General features: G+C 43.5%; 8 protein-coding genes and 1 tRNA gene. 2 read left to right on the plus strand and 7 right to left on the minus strand.

All coding sequences use genetic code 11. From position 1 onward, the window contains the following. Positions 1-492 precede the first annotated feature (492 nt). The 6 genes from CSV68_RS15160 to CSV68_RS15185 all read right to left on the minus strand — a co-directional run bounded on the left by CSV68_RS15160 (position 493) and on the right by CSV68_RS15185 (position 4,345). The gene (locus tag CSV68_RS15160; protein ID WP_099634644.1) at positions 493-1,089 is read right to left on the minus strand and encodes a nitroreductase family protein; all 597 of its coding nucleotides are present in this window, start codon (positions 1,087-1,089) and stop codon (positions 493-495) included. 104 nt (positions 1,090-1,193) lie between these two features. Next, on the minus strand, positions 1,194-1,679 hold the full coding sequence (locus tag CSV68_RS15165; protein WP_233190454.1) for an amidase domain-containing protein: 486 nt from the start codon (positions 1,677-1,679) through the stop codon (positions 1,194-1,196). A 45-nt stretch (positions 1,680-1,724) separates the two neighbouring features. Then, positions 1,725-2,453, minus strand: a complete 729-nt coding sequence (locus tag CSV68_RS15170; protein WP_099634646.1) for an amino acid ABC transporter ATP-binding protein — start codon at positions 2,451-2,453, stop codon at positions 1,725-1,727. Between the two features lie 25 nt (positions 2,454-2,478). Continuing rightward, entirely contained in the window at positions 2,479-3,147 is a 669-nt protein-coding gene (locus CSV68_RS15175; RefSeq protein ID WP_099634647.1) for an amino acid ABC transporter permease, read from the minus strand. Between the two features lies 1 nt (position 3,148). Next, positions 3,149-3,970: a transporter substrate-binding domain-containing protein gene (locus tag CSV68_RS15180; RefSeq protein WP_099662559.1), complete on the minus strand. Its 822-nt coding sequence runs from the start codon at positions 3,968-3,970 to the stop codon at positions 3,149-3,151. 302 nt (positions 3,971-4,272) lie between these two features. Continuing rightward, positions 4,273-4,345: transfer RNA gene (locus tag CSV68_RS15185), tRNA-Ala, on the minus strand. Between the two features lie 73 nt (positions 4,346-4,418). On the opposite strand from CSV68_RS15185, the gene CSV68_RS15190 reads away from it, so the two are divergent. Together CSV68_RS15190 and CSV68_RS15195 are read left to right on the plus strand one after the other, a co-directional pair. Then, on the plus strand, positions 4,419-5,435 hold the full coding sequence (locus tag CSV68_RS15190) for a DUF2804 domain-containing protein (RefSeq protein WP_099634649.1): 1,017 nt from the start codon (positions 4,419-4,421) through the stop codon (positions 5,433-5,435). A gap of 102 nt (positions 5,436-5,537) precedes the next feature. Beyond that, positions 5,538-5,993 carry a YusW family protein gene (locus tag CSV68_RS15195; protein ID WP_099662560.1) on the plus strand — a complete coding sequence of 152 codons (456 nt, stop codon included), beginning with the start codon at positions 5,538-5,540 and terminating at the stop codon, positions 5,991-5,993. Positions 5,994-6,341: 348 nt separating this feature from the next. On the opposite strand, the gene CSV68_RS17365 is transcribed toward CSV68_RS15195, so the two are convergent. Continuing rightward, complete coding sequence (locus tag CSV68_RS17365; RefSeq protein ID WP_199175042.1) at positions 6,342-6,497, minus strand: hypothetical protein; 156 nt, start codon at positions 6,495-6,497, stop codon at positions 6,342-6,344. Positions 6,498-6,678: the final 181 nt, after the last annotated feature.

Raw genomic sequence — 6,678 nt, forward strand, 5'->3', positions numbered from 1 at the left:
AGCGGCTACGTTGATGGATTGAGCGTTCGCGGGGTTGTATTGAGCGCTCGAACGTGGCGGTTGAGCGGTTACGTTGATGGATTGAGCGCGTGCGGTGCTAGATAGAGCGTTTGACCGGATGGAGTGAGCGCTTGCCGTGCTAGATAGAGCGTTTGACCGGATGGAGTGAGCGCGTGCGGTGCTAGATAGAGCGTTTGACCGGATGGATTGAGCGCTCGCCGTGCTAGATAGAGCGTTCGACCGGATGGATTGAGCGCTTGCCGTGCTAGATAGAGCGTTCGACCGGATGGAGTGAGCGCTTGCAGTGCTAGATAGAGCGTTCGACCGGATGGAGTGAGCGCGTGCGTGCCGGATAGTGCGTTTACGGGGTCTTGATAGAGCCCCCTTCTTCATCCATTCAAAAAAACAGGCTGCCCTACAAAGGGGTAGCCTGTTTTTCATTTCATTTCATTTCACTAGTATATCTACTTGAAGAGCAGTAATTTCCCGCTCTCAAGATTCCTCTTCTTCGTCGTCACTACTGCCAAAGTACGTAATGATTTCCTCTACTGGCTTACGCGGTGGGGCTTTTGGTGATGTATCGAAATAGCCGAACTGCAACATGCTGATGATGCGCTCGCCTGACTCTATACCTAGACGCTCGCGGAATTTCGGGTTGTCGATGAATGGAGGAGTCTTCCAACATGTACCGATTCCTTTATCCCAAGCAAGCAATTGGATATTCTGAATCAGTATGCTCGCTGCTGCATAATCCTCCAGCCGCTCTTTTTGGCGTACATCTTCAGGTACGATGACGAATACAGCTGCACTGGCAGTCGAGAACTTCTTCATTTGTTTTTCGAGATCCTCGTCAGAAAGCTGTTTCCAATTTGCTACACCGAACTCCTTCAAGACGTCCAAAAGCTCTTCATACTGTTCACCTGTTGCTACGATCAATCGCCAAGGGTTACGGTTTCCGTGGTTTGGGGCCCAAACAGCGTCTTCTATAATTTCTGGGATGATCTCTGGTTCGATCGGTTGTCCGTTAAAATTCTTAATAGAGCGCCGTGTAACAATGGCCTCTCTTACCGATAATGCTTGTTCATTCACACTCAACCTTCTCCTTTGCACTAAGTATCTGTTTTTCATTATACCCTAACTTAGTAGTCTGTTGCTAGAGGCTATGAGAAACACTTTGATGCAGAACTGGATAATTATGAGAAGTGATCATTAATTTTGAAGAAGATATACTTCGCATTTGGCGAATAAGCATAGGAGTCTTTATAATCCCACGTGCGATGATACGCGTTATACGTATGGGCATTGACGAGTGGATTTTCCCCGTCCATGGCAGTTACGATCGTCGTATGGTCAAAACGGCCGTCTCCATGGAAGTCATACGTAATAATATCGCCAATCTGTAATTCTTGGGGAGTTTTTACTTGAGTTGCAGTCAGCCCTTTTGTAGAAGTTGCCAAGTACCAGCGCAGCGAGTGAGCGACGGTAAAGCTGAAGCTCCACGTACCTTTACGCATCCACCAACCCTTTTCTCGGTTTGGTTGTCCGTGCATCGGTGCTCCACCTGCTAACAGACATTGTGAAATGAAATTCGTACAGTCATCTTCAAAACTTGGGAAGGCAGGGTTTCTGCTGTTCCACCAATTATCTGCATAGTCTACTGCCGCTTGTCGATTGTACAAAAAAATCCCTCCTTGCCATATCATATGACAACGAGGGACGTTCAATTAATGATGTAATACTTTTGATAAAAAATTTTGGGCACGTTCAGAATCGGGATTGGTGAAGAACTTGGCAGGTGTTGCTTGTTCCACGACTTTGCCATCAGCCATAAAGATGATCTCGTCACAAATTTCTTTGGCGAAGCCCATTTCATGCGTCACGACGACCATCGTCATACCACTTTCAGCAAGTTTACGGATTGCATCGAGAACTTCCGTAACCATCTCAGGATCGAGTGCGGATGTCGGCTCATCGAAAAGCATGACTTGCGGATCCATAGCGAGCGCACGCGCTATGGCGACACGTTGTTGCTGCCCGCCAGATAATCGGTTTGGATACGCGTCGAATTTATCGCCAAGACCGAGTGAAGTCAGCAACTCCTTCCCTCGCTCCTCCGCCGCACTTTTGCTTAGTCCTTTTACATTGATCGGCGCAAGTGTAACGTTTTGCAACGCCGTCAGGAAAGGATAGAGATTAAAGCTTTGGAAAACGAATCCGATTTCAGAACGCGCTTTATTAATATTCACTTTTTTATCGTGGATGGAAACGCCGTCTACTACTATTTCTCCGTCATCGATCGGCTCGAGCGCATTGATCGTGCGAATTAGTGTAGACTTTCCTGCTCCACTTGGGCCTATAATGGCCACTACGTTTGATTTAGGTACTTCAAGCGAGACATCCGTCAGCACTTGGTTCATACCGAATGTTTTATTCACATGTTTTATGGAAATCATATCTGGCACTCCTTCACATCAAGCTTCATGAATTTTCTCTCGCTAATAACTTTTGTTCGATCGCACGAATGATCATGGATAACGTGAACGTCATGGCAAAGTAAACGAAACCTATGAAAGTCCATACTTCAATGGAACGCATACTAGTGGCAACGAGGTTCTTCGCATTCAACGTCAATTCCGTTGCACCGATGACCGAGATCAAAGATGAATCTTTAATTAGCATGATGAATTGTGAAGCAAGTGGCGGTAGAACTCGTCGGAATGCTTGTGGCAAGACGATCAAGCGCATTGCCTGCCAGTAGGTCATACCTGACGAACGGGCCGCTTCCATCTGCCCTCTTGGCACACCTTGTATTCCTGAACGAACGATTTCTGCAATGAATGCTGCGGTAAAGACAGCTAGACCAATAATCGATGCCCAATAGGAACCGAGTTTCAAAAATTGACCAAGTACAAAGAAAATCCAAATCAATAGTACTAGCAACGGTACACCGCGCATGACTTCTACATAGGCTGAGGAAAGAATACGGATAAATCCATTGCGGGAAATCCGGCCCATTCCGATGATAATACCGAGCGGAATAGCCAGCAATAATGCGATTGCTGAAATTTCGAGTGTTTTCAGCGCCCCTTGAATAAAGATATCCATATTTTGCGATATTACACTGAAGTCATATTCATAGCCACCCATATTATTCGCCCGAAACCTTATCTAGCCAGTCGCTTTCCTCAAACCAGCGACTTCTTGATTCCAATTCTTCCGGGCTATCCACATAGCTATGCAAGAACGAGTTCAACCATTGAATCGTTTCAAAATCATTTTTCTTCACTGCAATCCCTAGGTTTTCTGCGGACAACAAACCTTCGAGCTGGTGAACTTCCCCTTCATGCTCTAAGCGCCATACCGCAACAGCAGGTTCATCATAAACGACTGCATCCGCTTGACCTGAACCCATTGTTGTAGCTGCCAACGGGAAATCTTCATAATCTACAACTTCCGCATTTTTGAACTGTGACTTCGCAAGCAACGCGCCCGTAGTTCCGATACCTACAGCAATTTTATTGCCCTTGACGTCAAGTTCTTCCCATGACTTGATCCCTTTGCTCGCAGTCGGTACCATGATTGCCTGACCTGTTTTATAGTAAGGATTGGACATGCTAATGGACAGTGCACGGTCTCCACGGATCGTCATACCTGCGATGACCATATCCACTTCACCTATTTGCAAAGCTGGTCCTAATCCATCAAATGCGAATTGCTTAAATTCTACTTCCGTATCTAACGCTTCGCCTACCGCGTTGGCTAGATCGATATCGTAGCCGACAAACCCGCCTTCAATACTTTTCATTTCAAAAGGGAAATAACCTGGTGCAATTCCAACTACTAATTTTTTGTTGTCTTTAATATTCTTCAACGTGGATTTCTCTGTTGACCCTGCTCCTCCGTCGTTACTACTACATCCCGCAACGACCAATACTAGGATTAGTAATAGTGCTGTAAACATCTTCTTCATACATTTCCCCTTCTCTCTCTTCACCAGTATAAATATTCTAAATTAATACAATTATAAGATACTGACTAACAACTGTCTACAAGTATATGTATACGTTTGCTTGCATACTACATATATTGGACAAGATCTTATAATGGTTACTTCCTATATCATTTAATATACGTTATAATGAATAATTATACAATAGTAAATAGTTTCATTCTGCATGGTAAAGGGGAATATAGTAAGAAATAGTATCCTTTCGAATAAGAAAAGCGACAGTTCTTAGAGATTTCTCTCAAGAACTGCCGCTACTATCTTTATGGAGCATAGGGGGCTCGAACCCCTGACCTTTGCACTGCCAGCGCAACGCTCTCCCAGCTGAGCTAATGCCCCTCATATCTGATACAATATAGAGTATATCAACTGTTCGTTTAAAAGACAATAGGCAAGAAAGGTGGTTAACGTCATGCAACATGAAGAAAAGGAGTTGTCTGAAATTGTATCTCTGTGTGACTCCAAGGGGCTTCTGAATCCTGAATCAATAGGATACGCACGCAGCCCTTTAGTGAGAAGCAATCTAAGAGGACAGTTTATGAAAAAGAAGCGTTGGAATAATTGGTGCATTTACGGGGAAGACGTTTTATTGACTGCCTCGATTGTACACTTGGATCATAAAGTTATTTGTCTAGTTTACATACTCAACTATGAAACACAGCGATTCTATGAAAAACATGTAACCCTACCTTTTGGAAGACGTATAAAAATGCCTGAAGAGGCACTCGAAAGTATTAAGTTTGTGCATGACGATATTACGATTCAACTCGTCCACATGCAAGGTGAAACGCATTTATCCGTTATCATTCCTGATTTCGATAATGAAGTCTTGCATGCCGATTTGCATATTATTCATCCCGAGAAAGATGAATCTTTGAATGTGGTCATCCCGAAAAGTCGAGACTCATTCCATTTCACCTCCAAACACTCTATTATGCCAACTGGCGGATATGTACGAGTTGGTGATCGACGCTATGATTTCAATCCGTATTATAGTTTCGCGGTCCACGATTATGGTCGTGGTGTGTGGCATGCCCGAACGAATTGGGACTGGGCAATGGCCTCTCAACGTACAAGCGGTAAACGCGTCGGTTTAAATTTTGGTGGTAGTTGGACAGATGGTACAGGGCTAACGGAAAATGCTGTCTTTGTGGAAGGCACGATGCATAAATTTCATGAGGATGTAGTATTTAAAAGCAATAAAGCAGACCCGAAAAGTGCTTGGAAGATCCAAACGAAGTTTTCAGATGATATCCAATTGACGTTTAAACCATTCTTCCAATGCCCAACGCTTGATCACTATCTCGTCAGGAAAATGTCAATTACCCAACATGTCGGCTATTATCACGGAAGAGTTCGACTACCAAGCGGACAAGTCTTACCGATTCGACAGATGCTCGGTTCGATCTTAGAGCGCAAGTATCACTAATTACCCTTCTCTCCTACCTACAAAGAGATCTGCTTTTTTGTTTAAGTTTACTGTTTTAAGGTGATAATACAAGTAGTATACACTTTAGAAAGGGTGGCGCTTATGTCAGTAATGCGAATATTATCTATTGCAGGAGTTTCATCTATTTTACTTCTCGGAGGTTGCGGGTCAAAAGACAAGGCACCGGACAATGATGCTGCGGTTAGCATTGAAGACGAGGGTGAAGGCAGTACAATGAACACGGGTGACGGGTACGGTTTCACGGATTTCGATTTAACGATCAAGAAAGACGGCAAGAAAATTGAAACGGATTATGAGGATGTAAAGCCTGACGATGCAGAGTATCTCAACGAGTTCCAGGAAGTGGATCTCGAAGGTAATGAAGCGATTGACGATATGCATAAGATGTTTATGGAGATTTTGATTGATAGTGGAACGACTAAAGATGAAGCGATTGATCGCATTTTACAATGGTACGGTCTTGATGGGTATGACGAGTTTAAGTTGGATGTAGAGTTTGCAGATGACAAAACTCTTCATATTGATGAGAAGAAGTAATAGCTGTTACAAAATGTACAATAAAGCGAACCGCTAATTCATATATGAATTAGCGGTTTTTTGCATGTCTTTTTAATAATGGCTTAGTGTAAATAAAGTAAGTTGTACTAACCGAGTTAATTTGTAAGTCCTACGATCCCACTACTAATTGACAGTTGGGATTCGAACCCGTTGATCTGCGTTGCAGCCGGACGCGTTCCGGAGGGCGGGCGGTGAACCACACTCCTCGCTTCGCTCGCTAGGTGTTTCACCTGTCCCACTGATCCTCCCGGAGTCGCCGGCTTCCACTCCGATCAACTAAGCGACTACGAATAACCATGTTCCACAATCGCCCCCGTTTGCATAATATCACTGCTTGTTTGGAAAAAACTTATTGCCGATCATGCCACCAATCATAGCTAATAAACCGACAACGATAATCTTTATTATAGTATTGATATTGGGGATTAAATACTCAATAAAAAGCATTACTACCAATACAAATGCACCTGTAAATAAAGCCATGCCTATACTTCCTCTTCTCAATAATAACGCCCCCGTGTAGATTAATATGGCCCGATTACCGAAGATGAATGATTTCATCCTTCTACTAAAAAACAGTAGTAATCTTAATTTCTTTTCGTTTAATGAGATCCGCTAAAGTAATTCCATCTATTTTCACATAATCAATTATATATTGATTAAG

Source organism: Sporosarcina sp. P29 (assembly GCF_002743265.1).
Classification (GTDB): Bacteria; Bacillota; Bacilli; order Bacillales_A; family Planococcaceae; genus Sporosarcina.